General features: G+C 60.3%; 9 protein-coding genes. 4 read left to right on the top strand and 5 right to left on the bottom strand.

Features of this window, described 5'->3' with window-relative positions; all coding sequences use genetic code 11:
• Positions 1 to 6 precede the first annotated feature (6 nt).
• From SH292x_RS14135 to SH292x_RS14120, 4 genes are all read left to right on the top strand, one after another.
• The gene (locus SH292x_RS14135; RefSeq protein WP_442481658.1) at positions 7 to 3,462 is read left to right on the top strand and encodes a transglutaminase family protein; all 3,456 of its coding nucleotides are present in this window, start codon (positions 7 to 9) and stop codon (positions 3,460 to 3,462) included.
• Positions 3,463 to 3,475: 13 nt separating this feature from the next.
• Entirely contained in the window at positions 3,476 to 6,073 is a 2,598-nt protein-coding gene (locus tag SH292x_RS14130) for a circularly permuted type 2 ATP-grasp protein (RefSeq protein WP_442481657.1), read from the top strand.
• Positions 6,074 to 6,096: 23 nt separating this feature from the next.
• Positions 6,097 to 6,987 (top strand): transglutaminase family protein, encoded by an 891-nt coding sequence (locus SH292x_RS14125; protein WP_442481656.1) that lies wholly within the window; start codon positions 6,097 to 6,099, stop codon positions 6,985 to 6,987.
• 158 nt (positions 6,988 to 7,145) lie between these two features.
• Positions 7,146 to 9,230, top strand: coding sequence for a DUF2961 domain-containing protein (locus tag SH292x_RS14120; protein ID WP_442481655.1), 2,085 nt, complete (start codon positions 7,146 to 7,148; stop codon positions 9,228 to 9,230).
• A 5-nt stretch (positions 9,231 to 9,235) separates the two neighbouring features.
• Here SH292x_RS14120 and SH292x_RS14115 read toward each other — a convergent pair whose 3' ends face one another.
• The 5 genes from SH292x_RS14115 to SH292x_RS14095 all read right to left on the bottom strand — a co-directional run bounded on the left by SH292x_RS14115 (position 9,236) and on the right by SH292x_RS14095 (position 18,815).
• The gene (locus SH292x_RS14115; protein WP_442481654.1) at positions 9,236 to 10,660 is read right to left on the bottom strand and encodes an alanine/glycine:cation symporter family protein; all 1,425 of its coding nucleotides are present in this window, start codon (positions 10,658 to 10,660) and stop codon (positions 9,236 to 9,238) included.
• A 174-nt stretch (positions 10,661 to 10,834) separates the two neighbouring features.
• A complete protein-coding gene (locus SH292x_RS14110; RefSeq protein WP_442481653.1) occupies positions 10,835 to 11,740 on the bottom strand; it encodes an Lpg1974 family pore-forming outer membrane protein in 906 nt (301 codons plus the stop codon).
• A gap of 14 nt (positions 11,741 to 11,754) precedes the next feature.
• Complete coding sequence (locus SH292x_RS14105) at positions 11,755 to 12,687, bottom strand: Lpg1974 family pore-forming outer membrane protein (RefSeq protein ID WP_442481652.1); 933 nt, start codon at positions 12,685 to 12,687, stop codon at positions 11,755 to 11,757.
• A 33-nt stretch (positions 12,688 to 12,720) separates the two neighbouring features.
• Positions 12,721 to 13,839 carry an Lpg1974 family pore-forming outer membrane protein gene (locus SH292x_RS14100; protein WP_442481651.1) on the bottom strand — a complete coding sequence of 373 codons (1,119 nt, stop codon included), beginning with the start codon at positions 13,837 to 13,839 and terminating at the stop codon, positions 12,721 to 12,723.
• Positions 13,840 to 14,090: 251 nt separating this feature from the next.
• Positions 14,091 to 18,815, bottom strand: coding sequence for a chitobiase/beta-hexosaminidase C-terminal domain-containing protein (locus tag SH292x_RS14095; RefSeq protein WP_442481650.1), 4,725 nt, complete (start codon positions 18,813 to 18,815; stop codon positions 14,091 to 14,093).
• Positions 18,816 to 19,205 lie beyond the last annotated feature (390 nt).

The following is a 19,205-nucleotide window of genomic DNA, read 5'->3' as shown; positions in this document are numbered from 1 at the left end:
CTGATTATGAGCATCCGTGTCGCCCTCCATCACAAGACTGTTTACCACTACGATCGGCGCATTGGGCTAGGACCTCAGGTCATTCGCCTGCGCCCCGCACCGCATAGCCGCACGCCTATCGAGAGCTACTCGCTGAAAGTCGAGCCCGATGTCCACTACCTAAACTGGATGCAGGATCCGTTTGGCAACTACTTGGCGCGGTGCGTTTTCAACGAGCCGGTCGAGTTCCTGTCGGTCGAAGTCGACCTCGTGGCGAACTTGTCGAGCATCAATCCGTTCGACTTCTTCCTCGAACCGGATGCAGAGCACTTTCCGTTCAACTATCCGTCCGAGGGGCTGGACGATCTCAAGCCTTATTTCGCGATGGGACCGGTAGGGGACAAGTTCCACGCTTTGGTAAATTCCATCGATCTTCGACCGCGAAAAACCATCGACTTCTTGGTCGACATCAATCAGCGGCTCCAGCGTGACATTGCGTACTTGGTACGTCTTGAACCCGGCGTGCAGACGCCCGAGGAAACGCTAACGCTCGGCAGTGGGTCGTGCCGTGACTCAGCATGGCTGATGGTGCAGGTACTGCGTCACCTTGGTTTTGCGTCCCGTTTCGTCTCCGGTTACTTGATTCAACTGGTCGCCGATCAAAAGCCGCTCGAAGGTCCCGACGGACCGGTGGCTGATTTCACCGACCTGCACGCCTGGACCGAAGTCTATCTGCCCGGCGCTGGTTGGGTGGGGCTCGATCCGACCTCCGGTTTGCTAGCGGGTGAAGGTCACATTCCGCTGGCTTGCACACCCCACCCCGTCTCTGCCGCGCCGATTACAGGCTCGCTCGGCGAGTGCGAAGTGACGTTCGACTTTGAAATGTCGATCGCACGGATTCACGAGGATCCCCGCGTCACCAAACCCTACACCGAAGAAGAGTGGGCAAAGATCGAAGCGCTCGGCCATGAGATCGATCGCCACCTCCACGAGGGGGATGTTCGACTGACCATGGGTGGCGAGCCGACGTTCGTCTCCATTGACGACATGGACGGCGACGAGTGGCAAACCGCCGCCGTGGGAGAGAGCAAGAAGCGCCTGGCGGACGAATTAATGGCGCGGCTGCGCGATCGATTTGGCCCCTTTGGGCTTTTGCATCATGGCCAAGGCAAATGGTACCCCGGCGAGTCTTTGCCGCGGTGGGCCATGCACTGCTACTGGCGAAAGGATGGCCAGCCGATCTGGCAAAACCAAGAACTATTCGCCGACTCCACACGCGACTACGGCCACACCTTCGAAGACGCCGAGCGGTTTGCCCGCGAGCTTGCGACTCGACTCGAAGTGAATCCCGATCACGCCGTGCATGGCTATGAAGATGTCATGTACTACACTTGGCGCGAACGGCGGCTGCCGGCGAACGTCGACGTGCATAACTCGAAGCTCGAGGACATCGAAGAACGCGAGCGCGTGGCCCGCGTTTTCGAGCAGGGTATTACCAAGCCCGTAGGCATGGTGCTTCCCCTTCAGTACCGCTGGTGGGACGCATCGCCCCGCTGGCAGAGTGGTAGCTGGGTGGTGCGAACGGAAGAATTGTTCCTGCTCCCCGGCGATTCGCCGATGGGGTTTCGTCTTCCCATACAGTCGCTCATTTATGAGAAGTCGCCCGGATATCCGGTGACGTACTTCGAAGCCGATCCGATGGTGGCACTCGCGGAACTCCCGAGTTATCAGCAACTGCGAAATGGCGACGATTGGTTTGGGGCGAGCACCACCATGCTCCACGAACCGTTGCGCGCGACGCGCCGCACGGTGCCGATACACCAGTACGCGAGCGTCGGCGGGGGCGATAGCCTCGGCGGCAACGGCGGGGCAGGGGGCAGCAGCGCAAACGGCTGGTACCCCGAGTCCGACTCGATGGCAAAGGGTAATGGCCCTGTCTACTCGGTCGATACGCAGTACGAAGATCCTTCGTACGTTGTCCGTACCGCACTTTGCGTAGAACCGCGCGAAGGTCGCTTGCACATCTTCTTGCCGCCCATCGATCGTCTCGAAGTATTCCTGGATCTGATAACGGCCATCGAAGCCACTGCCGAGAAGCTTGAGCTGCCGGTCGTCATTGAAGGCTACTTACCTCCTCACGATCCGAGGGTGCAGCACATCAAAGTCACGCCCGATCCGGGGGTGATCGAGGTCAACGTCCACCCTGCGAACGACTGGAACGAACTGGTCGACATTACCACTGGCGTGTACGAAGACGCTCGCCAAACGCGTCTGGGTACCGAGAAGTTCGACCTCGATGGCTCGCACACCGGCACCGGCGGCGGCAACCACGTGGTGCTCGGCGGCGCAACGCCGGCCGACAGCCCTTGGCTTCGTCGCCCCGACTTGCTCAAAAGCTTTGTTGGCTACTGGCACAACCATCCATCGCTGTCCTACCTGTTCTCAGGCAAGTTCATCGGACCTACGAGCCAAGCGCCGCGGGTGGACGAGACCCGCAGCGATTCGATTTACGAACTCAACATTGCCTTCGAACGCGTGAAGGCGGGGGAGTCGCTTCGGCCGTGGCTGGTCGATCGCATCTTCCGGCATCTGCTGGTCGATGGCACCGGCAACACGCATCGCTCTGAGTTCTGCATCGACAAACTGTTCTCGCCCGATTCGACCTCGGGTCGATTGGGTTTAGTTGAATTCCGCGCGTTCGAAATGCCCCCGCACTCGCGAATGAGCCTCACACAGCAATTGCTGCTGCGGGCACTTGTCGCGCGGTTCTGGGAGACGCCCTACGAAGCCGAACTGGTGAGCTGGAACACTTCGATCCACGACCGCTGGATGCTGCCGCACTTCATTTGGCAGGATTTCTGCGACGTGATCGAAGAAACGCAGCAGGCCGGCTACCCCGTGGAGTCGAAGTGGTTCGATGCCCACCTGGAGTTCCGCTATCCGTTTATCGGCGATTTCACGCAGCGTGGTGTCCGCGTGGAGCTTCGCAAGGCGACCGAGCCTTGGTACGTGCTGGGAGAAGAGTCGAGTGCGGGTTACACCGCACGATACGTCGATTCGTCGGTCGAGCGGATGCAAGTTCTGGTGCAGGGCCTAACCGATCCTCGCTACGAATTGAGCTGTAATGGCCGCCGCGTGCCGCTGCATCCCACCGGCAGAGAAGGTGAGTTTGTCGCTGGCGTGCGCTATCGCGCCTGGCAGCCCCCGAACTGTCTGCACCCTACGCTGGGTGTCGACGCGCCGCTGGTATTTGACCTTTATGACGAATGGTTGGGTCGTTCGATCGGCGGCTGTCGTTACCATGTTGGCCATCCAGGTGGTCTAAACCCCGTGACCTTCCCGGTGAACGCCTTGGAGGCCGAAAGCCGACGCGCAACGCGCTTCTTCGGGTTTGGCCATACGCCTGGGCCGGGTACAATTGTGGCGGAGTTGCCAAGTCGCGAATTTCCGATGACGCTTGATCTTCGGCGCGGCAAGCACTGATCAGTGACAACCAATGCAGAGCCAACAGCAGTCCATGGTGGGACACCCGGTAGGCCCGCCGATTATTGCGCCCCCCCTCGGCGCAGCAACGGCACTTTTTTCAGGCTACACCCCGGATGCCAACCGCTTTGACGAACTTTCGCTGCCAACCGGTGCGCGCCGGCCGGCCTGGGAGAAGTTCTGTCGTTTGATGGAGTCGATGGGGGTTGCCGAGTTCACTCGTCGATGGGAACACTCACAGCGACTGATCTACGAGAACGGCATTTCGTATGCCGCGTACGGCGACCCCGAAACGAACGCACGCCCTTGGGATCTCGACGCTCTGCCAGTGTTGATTGACGAGGCGGAGTGGAATCACGTTTCTACGGGCCTTGCGCAGCGGGCTAAGGTTTTGCAGTTGACGCTTGCCGATCTGCTCGGCCCACAGCGACTGATTACCGAACGCGTGCTTCCCGCCGAACTGTTGTTCGCACATCCGGGGTTTCGCCTGCCCTTTCATGGACAGACCCCGCCGGGTGGAGCGTTCCTGCCCTACTACGCTGCGGACCTCGGTCGTTCGCCGGACGGTCGTTGGTGGGTATTAGCCGATCGCACCGAGGCACCATCGGGCATCGGCTTTGCGCTCGAGAACCGTGTCGTGATCTCGCGCATGCTGCCCGAGGTGTTTCGCAGTTGCAACGTGCAACGACTCGCACCGTTCTTCATCAGCCTGAAGGAAAAGCTGCAAGAGTTCGCGCCGCACGGACAAGAAAATCCCCGCATTGCGATTTACACTCGCGGCCCGCACCACGAGAACTACTTCGAAGATGCCTACTTGGCGCGGTACCTCGGGTACAACTTGGTCGAGGGCGACGACCTCGCGATTCGCGAGAACAAGGTCTGGCTGAAAACGCTCGACGGACTCTTGCCAGTGCATGTGCTGGTTCGCCGTCCCAATAGCGAGGCTTGCGATCCGCTGGAGTTCAGCGACGTATCGGCAATCGGTGTGGCCGGTCTCTTGAACTGTGCGCGGCATGGTGAGGTCTCTGTCGCCAATCCGCTCGGCAGCGGATTGGTCGAGTCGCCCGTGTTCATGGCGTTCCTCCCGAGGCTGTGTCAATTCTTCCTGGGGCAGGAGCTGTTGCTGCCTGGCGTGGCGACGTGGTGGTGCGGTGAGCCTGCCTCGCTAGAGCACGTGCTCGCCAACTCCGACAAACTCGTTGTCTCAGGGGCGTACCGCAACCGTGGTGCGGGGTATGAATCGGCGAAGGCGCTCAACGCCATTCAGCCGGCGGAACTCGCGACGAAGCTCCGTGCCAACCCACGCGTGTTCATCGGCCAGGAAAAGATGAACCTGTCCAGCGTGCCGACATGGGATAATGGTCGAGCAAGCGGGGCACACTTGGTGTTGCGTTCGTTCGCCGTCTCGTCCGGCGACTCGTACACCGTGATGCCAGGTGGCCTTGCCCGCACAAGCGATGCTGCCTCTCCCAGCCCGCTGGCGGTCCCCGCGTCGAAGGGCAGCAAAGATGCCTGGGTGCTGAGCACCAAACCGGTTGAGCACATCACGTTGCTGTCGACTTCGGACGAAGCAATCGAGATTCGCCGTTCATCCCCCGAACTCCCCAGCCGCGTGGCGGACAACATTTTCTGGCTCGGCCGGCATATCGAACGGACCGACGCCGCGGCTCGCCAGTTGCGGACATTTATTCTACGACTGACCAGCGAAATGTCGTTCGGCCCCAGCCAAGTGCCGGCCGTATTGCTTCGCGCGCTCGCCGCGCAAGGGCAGATCGAACCGGGCTTCGCACTCGACGACATCCGGCGCCAAATGCCCGAGGTTGAATTCGCACTGCCACAACTCGTGTTCGACCGCGAACAAATTGGCTCGATCCGCTCGCTGATCGACAACATGTTCCGTACGGCATCGTTGGTCCGGGATCGGATTTCGACCGACTCGTGGCGCATCCTGGTGCGTATCGACCAAACATTCCGCACCCCGCAAGGGACGAGCGATCTCGATCTCACCGACCTCTTGAGCATGCTCAATGGACTGATCGTTCACCTCGCTGCGATAGAGGGTATGTGCATGGAAAGCATGACTCGCTCGCACGTGTTCCGGTTCCTTGACCTTGGCCGGCGTATGGAGCGAGCACTCCAAACGATCGGACTGCTGCAAAGCTGCCTCGTCGATTCGCCTTCGCCCACGCCCGAAGTGATGGAGGCCGTGCTCGAGATTTCCGACAGCGTGATGACTTACCGTTCGCGCTACCGCGCCAACATGCAACTGCCGGCGGTGGTCGACCTATTGTTAACGGACGAGTCGAACCCGCGGAGCATCGCCTATCAAATCTTGACGATCGAATCGCAAGTCAAGCAACTGCCGGGCGAAGACCACCCGCCGGGATTCTTGCCGCACGAACGGCTCATCCTGTCGATGGTTCACGCCGTGCGGATGCTCGACGTGCTGGAAGTGTGCGACGCCTTTGGCGTCGGCGAGCAGGGGCAATTGAGCGATCATTTGGCGATGCTCGATCGTGATCTGCAAAACTTGTCTCGCGAATTGTCGCTCCGATACCTGGTACATGCTGGCCCTTCGCGTCGCATGTCGGGCACCGGTACAACGGATTGAAACCACTGTCTGGATCTTGGCGGATGCGATACCGAATCAGTCACACGACCAAATACGCCTACTCCGAGCCGGTGCCGGTGTGCCAAAATAAGGTCCACCTCCGGCCGCGGACAAGCCCTCGTCAGCGATGTAAGAGCTATCGACTTCTTGTCCATCCCGAGCCCGTGGTGGTCGATACGCACCTCGACTACTTTGGCAACACGGTCGACTACTTCTCACTCATCGATTCGCATCGCGGTCTTTCTGTCACGGCAACCAGTGAAGTCGAGGTGGCGTCGAGCACCGCGCCGAATGCTCACCTCGTGAACCTTGCCGCCACCTCCGCTTGGGAAGACGTCGTTGCCGGGCTGCGGTCGGGCCCGCCGCAGGTAGATGTCAACACTTGCCTGTTTGCGTTTCGTAGCGACTACATCGACCTTGATCGCCAGCTTGAGACCTACGCCCGCGCCTCGTTCACCCCGAAGCGACCGATTGGCGAAGCGGCTCAAGACCTCACGCGGCGGATTTACGAAGACTTCGAGTACAAGCCGCACTCGACGAACGTGAAGTCGCAGGTGGCGGAGGTGTTCAAGCATCGTGCGGGTGTCTGCCAGGACTTCGCCCATTTGCAAATCGCCTGTCTGCGTTCGCTCGGGCTCGCGGCTCGCTATGTCAGCGGCTACCTTCGAACCGATCCTCCGCTAGGCAAGCCACGCCTCGTGGGTGCCGACGCGTCGCACGCGTGGGCTTCGGTGTATTGCGGCACGGCAGGTTGGGTCGATTTCGATCCCACGAACAACGTCATCCCGCAACTCGACCACATCACCGTCGCCGTGGGCCGCGACTATGGAGATGTCTGCCCCATCCAAGGAGTCTTCGTCGGCGGCGGCGACCATACGATGACGGTGTCGGTGGATGTCGCACCGCTCGAATAGCACGGGCTCGAACTAGTGATTCCGAGAAGCTGTCACGCGGCTTCCAAAAATGCGCAGGACGCGGTCGTTTGTGGTCGCTCACTTCCATCCTCGCGCTCGCCCATCGGCTATCCTGGGACTTCCATATCCTTGGTTCCCAAAGTCGCAGGTGGTACGACATGGTCTGTCGAATTTTGCTGTTGTTGTACGTGGTATTCGCGGCGACTGGCGCGTGGGCTGCCGGTCAGGCGGTTACCACCGGTTCAATCATCGCCGAGATGGTCGACTTCGATCGCCTGTGCGAAATGCCGAGCCAGCCTTACAAGACACTGCAGTTCACGTCGTACGACCGAGCGAGCAATCTGCCGGGCGGGCCGAACTGGATCTCGAACCGCGACGGCTTTGGCGATTCGCCCATCCTGCCGTTCGAGAAGATGTTAAGAGAGCCCAACGACAAAGGCATCGGCGAGTACTTGCTGTGCGAAGTGAACGGACCGGGGGCGATCGTCCGTACCTGGACTGCCGACATCAACGGCACGCTCCGCGTGTTCCTCGATGGTGCCGAGAAACCGATCTACGACGGGCCCGCCGACAAGTTCCTACATCGGCCCTACGACACGTTCATCGCCGAGTCGGGCGTGGAGGCGGAGACGCTCGCGGGAACGTTCTACCAACGCGATGCCGCCTACTGCCCAATGCCGTTTGCCAAGAGTTGCCGCATCGAGTGGATCGGTAATCCGCGCCAGGTCTACTTCTACTACGTCCAGATACGCGAGTACAAAGACAAATCCACCAAGGTCACTACGTTCCAGTCCAAAGACCTCAAGACGCATGCGACGGAAATCCAGCGCGTCGCGGAGGTGCTGAGAAATCCGGAACAGAGCGTGCCCACCACCGCTAGGTCGCACGCCATCGACATCGAGCTCAAGCCCGGCGAGCGCTCCGCCGCGGTCGAACTCAAGGACATGGCAGCGGTCGTGCGGCTGGCGCTCAAGGTAAAGGCCGAGAACGAAGTTCCCGCGCTACGCCAGACGGTGATGCACATCACATGCGACGGGTGGGACAGCGCCCAGGTGCAGTCCCCGGTGGGCGATTTCTTCGCGGCCGCGCCGGGCGTCAATCCGTACCAATCGTTTCCGTTTACGGTGCACGAAGATGGCAGGATGGTGTGCCGATATCCGATGCCGTTCGAGAAGTCGCTAAAGGTCGAGTTCCACAACATGGGGGAGCAAACCGTCGCGATCACCGGCGACCTCGAGACAGCGGCCCGTAAGTGGGATAAGAAGCGCACGATGCACTTCTACGCCCGCTGGCGAGTGACGCACGACATTCACACGCCGCCAAACCTGGATATTCCGTTTTTGCTCGCGCATGGCGAAGGCCGGTTTGTGGGTGCCGCCTCGTTGATGATGAACACCGCCCGTGGCACCCACAGCAGCGGCACGTGGTGGGGCGAGGGGGACGAAAAGGTGTTCGTCGACGACGACCGCATGCCGTCATGGTTCGGTACGGGCTCCGAAGACTATTACAACTACGCGTGGAGTGCGATCGACATCTTCGCCTATCCCTACTGTGGCCAGCCTCGCAACGATGGCCCCGCGAATCGTGGCTTCGTCGCGAACTATCGATTTCATTTCGTCGACGACCAGCCCTTCGACGAGCGGATCGCCTTCTACATGGAGCTGCTGTCGAACCACGAGAATGAAGACTTCAGCTATGCCTGTCAGGCGTATCATTACGGTCGCCCCGGCATGATGGACGATCATCGCGTGATTACGGTCGCCGATGTCCGCGAACCAAAGCTTCCGGGCCCGTGGAAGCCGCGAGCTTATCGTGGGTCAGAAGGTGCCATCTACTTGGAGCCAGAGAATCTGGCTGATGGCAATTTCGAGAGCGAAGCGGACACTCTTTGGTCCGAGGGCGAGTTGATGGTGTGGCGGCCCGATGGCGTAGGGGATACTCTCAAGCTGTCCTTCCCCGTCGATAAGTCGGGCAAGTACGAGGTTCGCGTTGGTCTTGCGCTCGACAATCGCTCGGGCGTGGTGAGCGCGACGCTTGATGGCAAACCATTTGGCTTCGGCGATGCAAACGGAAGGATGAACTTGTACGACTCACGCCGCACCATGCTCCGCGCCACCAACAGCCAACTGGTCGAGCTCGAAGCGGGCGAGCACGTCTTGGAGCTCAAGTTCGAGCAACCCGCCGAGGGCAAAGAGCCTTTTGTGGGGATCGACTTTCTGTGGCTCCAGCCGCCGGTCCGCTAAACCCCTTATGGGTTGCGGCCGGCCAACCGGTCTTCGCGTCGGTCGTACCGCGAGAAGTAGTCATTTGCTGCGGTCATCACGCGTCCTGATAGTAGCAGCGTGGCAATCATGTTTGGTATTGCCATCAGAGCGAAAGCCGTGTCCAAAATGTTGATCACTAGCCCCACCGGTGCGAGCACGGCGAACGCGAGTGTCGCGACGTAGATGTAGTTATAAAACTTCCCTCGCTGCGTTCCCACCAAATAGGTCATGCACTTTCGGCCGTAGTACGAGTACCCAAACATCGTGGTGAGCGAGAACAGGATCACCGACACCGCCACCACCACGTAGCCCGCCGAGCCGAGCACCGCGGCGAACGAGCGCGAAGTGAGCGATACAGCTTGGATGCTGTTGTCGGCATCGGGTTTGAGCAGCGCTTGATCGCTGACCAGTATCACCAGCGCGGTCATCGTGCACACCACGATCGTGTCGATGAATGGTCCCATCATCGCCACGAGGCCCTCGCGAACAGGCTCGTTGGTCTTTGCGGCACCGTGGGCCATAGGCGCTGTGCCGATGCCAGCTTCGTTGGAGAACGCGGCCCGTTTGACGCCGGTGATGATAACGGTAGTTAGTACGCCACCGGCCACAGCATTTCCGGTGAAGGCGTCTTCGAGGATCGCACGAAACACTCCTGGCAGCGCTTCGTATCGCAAAGCCAGGACCACGAGCGATGCCACAACGTAAATACCACACATCGCGGGCACAAGTCGTTCGCTCCATTGCACCAAGCGATGCAAACCTCCGAATACGACCATCGCCACACTGCCAGAGATCAGAATTGCCGACAGCACGCGAGCAGTATCAAAATGCACGCCCATTGCATCCGGGTCTGCTTCGGGAATGCCGACGGCGTCCCAAATTGGTGCGAGAATCTCAGCAAGTTGGTTGGCCTGAAACATGGCGAGGCAACCCACCAACCCGCACACCGAGAAGAATACCGCAAGTGGTCGAAACTTGGGTCCCAGCCCGACCTCAATGTAATACATGGGCCCACCTTGAGGCATGCCCAGCTCGTCGTTCTTGCGATACATGCAAGCCAGCGTGCAGGTGAAGAACTTGGTGGCCATCCCCACGAGCGCCGTTACCCACATCCAAAACACGGCACCGGGTCCACCTTGCGAAATACCAACCGCCACGCCGGCAATGTTGCCCATGCCCACGGTCGACGACAAGGCCGTCACGAGCGCCTGAAAGTGAGTGATCTCACCGGGGTCATCGGGGTTATCGTACTTTCCGCGGATTACTTCGATGGCGTGCCGTAAACGCAGGAACGGAATGCCACGCGATAGAATCGTCAGGTACGCTCCGCCCCCAACGAGTAGGACGACCATCGGCAGTCCCCACGCGTAGCCGTTGAGGACGGAGACGAACTTTTCGATTTGTTCCATTCGGTTGACATCTCCCGCGGGGTGACAATGCGCGACGCGACGTGCAGCCGAACTGCGGTTCGAAGCGTACTGCTCAGAAATCTCGAAGCCAATATAGTGAACCCAACCCCGCCGGCGAAACCGTCACCTGGCCCCGCTCACCCATTTGCGCTGTTTAGAGTATGTTCTGCGCAGTTAGAACTCGAAACCAACCCGCGCCGTCAGGCCTTGCAGCAACAAGTCGTTGTTTTGTGGGCCCGTGGCGTCGGTGAATACCTGGCATTGGTTGAGCCAGTCGTTAATCTCGTACCCTACGGTGCCCGTCCATTGGCCCAGCCGGCCGTTCAGCCCGACCGTCGTCTGAAAGCCGAGTGAACCGAAATCGCGCGAGTCGACCTGGATCGTTTGCGACGAATCGGTCGCCACACCGTTGTCGATCTGCGTGACCCGGGTGGTGTCGGGAACGTCCCACTTGCCGATTAGGTAGGACGCAAAGAAGCCGACTTGCAAGTTCACTTCGCAGTGTTCGCTGCGATGGAGCGCGATGTCGTTCTCGACGCCAAGCTTCGGACCAAGTCCCCAGAAGTTGCTCTCCGCCGTTTCGACGATGTTCCGCTGGGAATTCGTGACGCCGTCAGTATAGCTGGCCTGAAACGCCGTGGTGAACGTCTGCCGAATCGAACCACCACGCAGTCCCACGACGGGACGGACTACTACGGCGGGATGCACTTCAAACGGCTTCCCTAAGTCGACATCGATCATGTCGTAATCGATGGACGCGGCCATTTGCCCGGTGTCGAAGTAGATCTTCGGCGCGGGCGGCTGTGAGTTCTTGCCACCGAGGAACGCCGCGGTCAAATCGCCAACAGCCGAGTCGGTGGTGTCGGTTGCAAAGTGAGTCCACGCGACCGCGGGCTGCCACTCGCCGCCGAGCGACGCGCCCACTCGAAACCCGGGAGCGAAGTCGTACTCGGTGGACTCGTAGTTGACGTACTGGTTCGCAGGGTTGTTGTTGGTATTGAGCACCCAATCCACCGGCTCCGTCGCTTTCCAATACAGGAACTCGCCGAACATTTCGGCGGCCTGCAATGGATGCGACATCCAGAGCGCGCAGATTAGTAGGAGACTGCAATACCGCATGTACCACCTTGGAACGTCAGATCGCCGTGCATTGGCAACTGCTGAAACGTCAAGAAACGTTGTTGATTCGCCCACCACTGCATTTCGTAGCCCGCGCGGAGGGAAACGTCTAACTTGCTTGGAACCTGCCACTCGACGCCGACAAACGATCGCAGCATCACGGTCCCGAGCTTCGAGTCGTTGAGCCGCGTCGAAAACGCTTCGTACGAGAACAACGGCAGCCCGGCGTCGGTGCGGCGGAAGTTGTCCTCGACGTTCCACACACCGTACATCAGTGCCCCCGAGCACTCGCCAACGACGCTCAGTCGTTCTCGCGGAGTCCATCGCCCGCCGATCCCCGCGCTCGGACCGAAGCCGAAGAACTCGTGGGTGACACGCTCTTCGGCAGTGAGCCCCAAAAGCGAGTCGGACCACTCCGAGCGAATATCTTGATTGATCACCGCCGACTTGAGGCCGAATGTGGGACGGAGTTCAACCGTCTCGGTAAGTGGGATCGCATGCCCGAGTTCGAGATCGAATGTCGTGTAGCTGAGCGACCAATCGAGCGAGGCGCTCGTAAATTCGAAGCTATCGCCACTCAGAAAGCCGCTGAAGAATTCGGGCAGAACCAAGTGCGGTCCTTCGGGCACGGTCTCTCCCGCGGAAGTTGAGAAGTGCGTAACCGCGAGATTAACGTCCCACAGCCAAGTTGGTGGTTCGAGTAACAACCCCACGCGGAAACCGGTGCCCCAGTCGAAGTCGACATTCTTCGCCTCGAACTCGTCCGCGGTCACCACGCTTGCCCACACGCTCGACGTCTCCGCCGAAGGCTGCCAGAACAGCGCCTCCGCGTACGGAGTGATCCCCTCCGCCGATGCTGGCGAGCAGCAGGCGATGAGGAGCGTCAGGCTTAAGAGGCGAGCGAACATGCGGGTGCGAACAAGTCCTTAGACAGCAGGTGTTTAGAAACTGAGACCAAACTCGACGATGCTGCCTTGCAGCGACATTAAGTTGTTAAGGCGACCCATGTTGAACGAGTAGTACTGCATCTGATTGAGCCACACCTGCCCCTCAAACCCGACGCGCAGGCGTGTCGTCACCCGGCTGCCGAACTGTTGCCACTCAAGCCCGCACGCCATTCGCACCATCGTCGCGGCGCCGTGAATCGGTTCGGAGTTGATGGAGATGGTCGATGGAATTGGCGTACTCGTGGTCGTGGGACCATCGGTTTGGAACCGATCGCTGAAATCCCATGATCCGTACATCACCGAGCCCGACGGACTGAAGTAGGCGTGCAGCGAGTGATCGGGAGCGAGAGAAAGCGGAATGATCGCGTCGACGCCAATCGACGGGCCGATGCCCCAGAAGTTTTGCCTTAGGTTCTCGGTGGCCGAGTCGAACAGGTAATCCGTCGACGAGGTGTCAATGGGATTATGCCACGTGCTGTTAATCCGCTGGCGAATGATCGCCGACTTCAGGCCCAGGAACGGCCGTATTGCGAGCGCACGACTGATCGCGAACTCACGCCCCATTTCAAGATCGATCGTATGGAACTGAACATCCCAGTCGATGGTCGCGTGTTCATAGTGCGGCCCGAAACCGCTGCCGTCGGTGTTGCCCGCGTAGAAGTTGCCAAGAAACGCCGAGTACACCTCGCCGGCCGCCTCGTTCGCGGCGCTCGTGTTGAAGTGCGTGTAGTAGAGGCCGACGCGAGTTCCCTCGTCGCGATTCGCGTAGTCGACGCCGACGCGAACTCCCGCGTTCCAATCGAAGGGAGCATCGACGAGTGTCGCCGTACCAATCAGGCTTCCCAGCGAACCCTGCGGTGTGATCTCTTGGGCCCAGTTCTCGGCACTTCCTTCCGTCAGCTTCCAGTACAGCAGGTCGACAAAAGGTGTTAGCGTCTCTGTCGGGCAACTGGAAGGCAGGTCGAAACTTGGCGTTTCTTCGATGGCGTAGAGTTCATCGCCACCAAACGCTTCTCCTGCGGTTGCTTCCACTTCAAGCACTTCGGGTTCGGTCGCTTGAGCAAGCAGCGAGGCAGCTACGAACACCTGGAGCAGTGCGAGAGCAGCGCACACGAAGCCGCGCACCCTGAAAGCACAGGGGCATCCCTCGAACGATCTGTCGAATCGCAAGGACATCGATCGCCGAGGGGATGGTATAGGAAGAGGCCGAAACGCTTCGCTAATCGTCAAAGTCGGCGACTTGCTAGCGCGAACCTGAGCAAATCCAAATAGATTCTCTCAAGCCAGTCCAGAGCGCCGACCGCGAAGCGATAGAGCTAGCATTGTTAGCGGAACGGCGCAAGCCGTCCGGCGAAACTCGGTAGCTAGCTGCGTAACAGTACGAGCGAGCTATCCTCACCAAGCTGAGCGAACACTAAATCGAGTCCCAACAGCAAGTCAGGTTCAGCTTCCAGCGATGTGTCGACGCTTGAGATCTTGCTGCCACCGAACTCCGAGTCGGCTTCGGAGAACGCGGTTGCGAGCAGTAGTAAGTAGTCGCTAGAGTCGTCCGCTTCGAAGCTTGCGGCGGTAGAGTCCACCAGGGACTTGGGCCCCAGCGTCTCGGAAGGGATCCTAGAGTTTAGCGTGGCGACTCGGCCCGCGACTGGCACAGATTCAACACTCGCCTGGGCCTCGGTAGCCGTGGGCACGGGGGTCGAAGCCAATCCGAGGGCGCTCACCGGTGCCGTAGCTAGCGCCGTAATGCTGAGGTTGTCGAAGCCCAGTGCCGATCGATTGCCATCGGCCAGCGCGCCGTTCGAAATCTGCCACCGGAAGTAAGCGGTCTCGCCCGGTTGTAGCGCACCGAAGGTCCCGAGTCCGGGATTCGATTCGTCTACGGCGAGCATCGCCAGATCGACGTAGCCGCTCACCGTCACGCGATTCGCTGGGTTCTTGCCATCCAGGACAAACTGATCGCCGTTCGCGGCAATGGCCGTGTGATTCGGATTGAGCGTGGCGAAGATGTCGCTCTCGAAGGCGTTTCGCCCCACAGCGGATTGCGCTGCTTCGGAGTCGGCGTAGACGTCGTACTTGAATCGAAGTTGGTTATCGCGACGGCCGTTGACCCATGCTTCGACATCGTAGCTGATGTTGAATCCAGTGATCGCCTCGCCAGTGTTGTTGGTGAAAGTAAACAACACGCGGGTGTCTGCCAGGCCAGCAGCACCCGTGCTTTCGCGCCAGGCGAACGAGTAGTCTTCGCCATCGCTGGTGGTGCCCATGATGCCGGTGAAGCTGCTCGCGGCAGCAGTCGTCGAATCGAACACACCGCGGTAGACATCCGTCCCTTCGACAACGGTCACCGTGTAATGGGGCGGCAGCGTCTCCGCGGTACCGCGGAACGCGTCGAAGTCCTGCGTGTAAGTCTGGCCAATCTCGGTGAACGAGTAGTCGGGCGCTGGCAGTAGCGAGGCACCCAAGTTATCACGCCAGATCGTATAGTCGGCCAGATTCACGACGCCGTCACCATTGCCATCGGCGCCAGTGCCGACCGCGATCGTCGCGCCGAACGATCCCTTCCACACTTGGTAGTCTGCGGCGTCCACAACGAGGTTGCCATCGTAGTCGCCGGGCAACTCGTTGGGGGGAGCAAGCACGTTGAACTCGGCGTCAACGATTGCACTCCAAGTGCCGGCGTCGAACATTCGAGCTCGTACCTGCGTGGACTCCTCCAGCGTGAGCGAGCCACTATAGACCTGCGCCGAACCAGTATTCACCGCACCCCCTTCGAGGCGTGGGTCGCTGCCATCGAGTGTGTAGTAGATCACCGCGCCGCTGGGCGACCCGCCGGGCTTGCTCAGGCTAAGCTCGAACCCTGACTCCACCGTCCCCCCAAGGTGGCTCATCAGAGGTGCCGAGAGGTTTGGAAACAATCCTTCGTTGATGAAGTTGGTGAGCACGTTCGCCGTGCGAACGGGGAAATAGTTCTCGACCAGGCGCGTGAGTTCCTGCTCCCACTGGTCGTCGCGCGTGTAGAGTTCACCGGGCCCACCACGCGGAGCAACGTCCACGCGATACGAACCCCAACGAGCCGACTCGGCAATGATTGCTTGATCGACTTCTTCGGCTCGGGCTTCGTACCGACTGATGGTGTTCTCCGGCGTGAGAGCGCCGTCGTTAAAGAAATGCTCCTGCACGCGATCCGCAAATCGCAGACGGAACTCCGGCATCGTCGACAGGTGCAACCACAATCCCGTGGGATCGCTCGCTGGCCCCACGCCCACCTGCGAAGGATTCTCGAGCGTCCGTTCGGCGTCCCAAACGTAGAAGCGCCACGGCGCGCGTCCGACTCCGCCGCCGGCAGCACGCCAGTTGCCGTCGACCTTCAGGTCCTGGTTGCCAGTGAAGTGCTGAACGATGGTGAAGTCGATGAAGTTGTCGATGTCGACCACTTGCTGGATCGCCCCCCAGTTCTGACTGGCGACAATCGCCTGCATCTCGTCCCACGCTTCCCACGTTCCATCGTTGAGCGTGATGCCATTGACCGAGTCGTAGTCTTCTTTCTCGCCGCCGTAGTACTGGGCGTAGTGATCGGCGACGGGGCGCTCGTGTAGGTTGTAGACGCCCCAGTACAAGCCGTTGATGTAGACGTGCGTGAAAACGCCGTGCCCGCCATCGGGATTGCCCATGGCGATCATCGTGTCGCGTGCCCACTGGTCCTGAATCATCTGTCCACGCTGCCGCTGATCTTCCAGCCAATGCGTCCACGAGTTGTTGTAGACGGCGCGGAGCTGTAGCGTGTCATACACCGTGACATCTGAGTCCGGCATTAGCGGGTAGTCGAGAGTTCCCGCCCCGTACTCGCCACGGAACCGAAGGCTCATCGAGTGCTTGGGCGTGTTGTTCGGCTCGCGGCTTGCTCCGCCCTGTAGTCTCAGCCCCGCGTCAATCTGGAACTGCGTCAGCCCGTCGATGCCAATCATCTCCGCCGAAACCACCGCCTCCCAGTCGCCACCAGACTGTAGCGGGTTGGAGTAGATACCATTGGTGCCCAGAAACTCGTCGAGGTTCATCGTGAGCGACAACGTCGGCAACTCGCGCAGGCCGGCGAGCAGACGATCATGGTACACCGGATCCTCCACCACATCGGGCGACATTTCGTAATGCGGCAGGGGCCAGCTGCCCCAAGTGCTTGGCCAACCCTCGGGAAGCACTGGCTGCTCGATCACATCCGCGAGGAACAAGTAGGAATGCGTCTCGGTCGCCGATGCCAAGTAGCCCGAGCGGAACGCGGCCGCACGGACCACCGTCGTGGTGTCGACATCGATCGGCCCGCTGTAGACCAGGCCATTGGTGGCCGTGGGCACCGAGCCATCGACCGTGTAGCGAATCACCGACTGCGGGTCAGGAGCGGTGAGCGCCACTTCGATCGGTTCGTTGTAGAAACCTCGCTCGATGGAGAAGCCCACCTCGCCGAGCACGCCAAACACACCCTCGCCGTTCGCGGCGCCAGGCGTGGGGGTGGCGAAGTACTGCGCGACGTCCTCGTACAACGCGCTCGCCGTGAGCGTTGGTGCGAGCAGGAAGCTGTCGTCCGCCGCGCTGATGTTGAGTCCATGCACCGCCAGGATGTTCTCGCCGTCGGTTAGCAGGTGCGCAAATGCCGAGACGTCGATCGTCTCGATCAGCGAAGCCTCTTCGGCGGTTCGGGCTGCGGTGGCAACCGAGTTGTACGCGAGGCTCTCGGGAGCATTTCGCCGCGCGATTTCCACGCCATTCAGATAAGCCACGAATCCGTCGTCGTAGCGGATGCCAAGCGCCAGTTCGTCCGCCGGACTACCGTCCCACGCGAACGGCACCCGCACGTAGGCCGACGACGACACGCCCTGCATCGCCATTTGCACATTGGTTTCGATGTACTCTTCGAGCGAAGTCCTCGAGGCAACCGCCGCCACGCCGTACATATTGCGGGCGGTTCCGTTGTTCTGCGCACCTAGGTTGAGCACGGTCCCAGCCGGGACCTCGCTGAGCACGTACACGGTGACGTAGTTGTTAACGTCGCCATTCGCTCCTTCATCCAGGCCAATCTGCCAACCAGTATTCGTGAAACCCATGGACGCCACCCATGGCATCACGCTGCCACCGAGCGTCGGGGGCGTCGTGGCGTTGTTGTCGCCCACGCGGTTGTCAATGAGCAAGTAGACATCGCTGATTTCATCTAGCGAGACGTTCATCGAGAAACTACCGGTGCTCTTGTCGTCGTTGCTGGTGCGGATCACGTCCGCGCCTACAAGGAACTGTGGCACTTGGCGATAGACGTGCACGCGATCGACGTACGCCAGCGCCCCCTCACCCATCCCACCGCTGGTAATCGTGTACGAAGGGACCACGCTGTTGTTGATCGACACACTCGCGACCGCATCGGCGGGGCTCGAACCGCTCTGGTCGAATCCAATCCCTAGCTCGCCCGACAGCCACGCCGAGTCGTCGAAGTCATCGAGCGTCCACTGGAACCCAAGACTATTGTTGCCCGGTATGTGAATCGACGAATCGGAGCTCATCCCCACGAGCTGCGTGTCGACCTGCGCTACGTCCGACTTGCCGTAGGACACGTTCGAAAGTTGCGCGGGGAACTGCGGCACGAAGGCATCGGCGATCGTCACGCCGTCGGGCAGCACCAGACCAAGGTACTCGCCATCGGCCGACAGCGCGAAGTTTGTGTGCAGTTCTTGCCCCGCGACTGCGCGGTTCTTGTTCGAGGCGAATACCACCAGATAGCCGTCGGCTGCGAGTTCGATGCTCGGCAGCTGCCACTTCGTGAGATTGTCGGCACTGTCAGTCAGGTACCAACCCGCAAGGCTCACTGCCTCGCTGCCTGCGTTGTGGAGTTCGATCCAGTCGGAGTTATCCCCATCGACATCGGCGAGCCCACCGCCGTTCGAAGCCAGAAACTCGCTGATCACCACGCCTGTCATGGCGAGTCGCGACTCGAGTGGCTCGTAGCGAAGCGCGGCATGGCGCCGCGAGCGCGTCCGCGCGGTCCGCCAGTAGCGTGAGACCTGCTTCGCGCGCACCAGCCTGCCCTGCCGCCAGTTCCAAAATGCCATCTCTATTCCAACGTACAAGCTAATGACAAGAAGGCCCCCTTCTGCGCGACTCGCACTCCATCGGAGAGGGCTCGTCGTCACGTGGGTTGCCTAAGTACCGCACCGCCTTCGCTTCACGCGATCTGAATCCGATCTTAACACGCCACTTGGAACACCTACAGCGAAACACTCAGTCGAAACGGCGGTTTTGACAGAAGTGAACACGCAATTGCGCGATCGCGTTACGCGCGAGCCCCTTCGTGCCGCCAAGTGGTCCGAATCCACGCAGTTACTCTCAACCGATGCCCGTCCAACACGTGGACACGCAGGTGCCAGGAGCGCGCGGAACGCCTTCCCAGATTCATCGCCCCCAGATTTCCGAGCGCAACGGGCAAAGAAGGGGGAAAGTTC

Source organism: Aeoliella fuhlenseeensis, from assembly GCF_052161615.1.
In the GTDB taxonomy this organism is placed as follows: Bacteria; Planctomycetota; Planctomycetia; order Pirellulales; family Lacipirellulaceae; genus Aeoliella.
Note: the sequence above shows the minus strand (reverse complement) of the source record. Positions and strands in the feature narration are given on the sequence as shown.